We start from the raw sequence: 394 nt of genomic DNA, 5'->3' as shown, positions 1-394 counted from the left end.
CCACGGCGACGTGCCCATGGCGGTGCAGGCCATGCGCGACGGCGCCTACGACTTCATCGAGAAGCCCTTCACCCCCGAGCGCCTGCTGGACAGCCTGCGCCGCGCCCTGGAAAAGCGCCGCCTGGTGCTGGAGAGAACCGCCAGCTGCGCGAGCAGGCCACGCTCAAGGACCAGGTGGAGTCGCGCCTGCTCGGCGTGTCGAAGCCGATGGAGGCCCTGCGCCGCCAGGTGCTGGCCCTGGCCGGCACGCCGGTGAACGTGCTGATCCGCGGCGAGACCGGCGCCGGCAAGGAGCTGGTCGCCCGCTGCCTGCACGACTTCGGCCCGCGCGCCGACAAGCCCTTCGTCGCGCTGAACTGCGCGGCCATCCCCGAGCAGCTGTTCGAGAGCGAGC

At 72.3% G+C, this 394-nt stretch carries 1 pseudogene; it reads left to right on the top strand.

The window, feature by feature from the left end:
- Positions 1 to 249: 249 nt before the first annotated feature.
- Positions 250 to 394 (top strand): annotated as a pseudogene (locus tag M3673_RS18910) (sigma 54-interacting transcriptional regulator); the annotation flags it as partial.

Source organism: Nocardioides sp. P86 (assembly GCF_023712465.1).
Lineage (GTDB): Bacteria > Actinomycetota > Actinomycetes > Propionibacteriales > Nocardioidaceae > Nocardioides > Nocardioides kribbensis.
The sequence above is the reverse complement of the archived record's forward strand: the minus strand, read 5'-3'. Positions and strand labels throughout refer to the sequence as shown.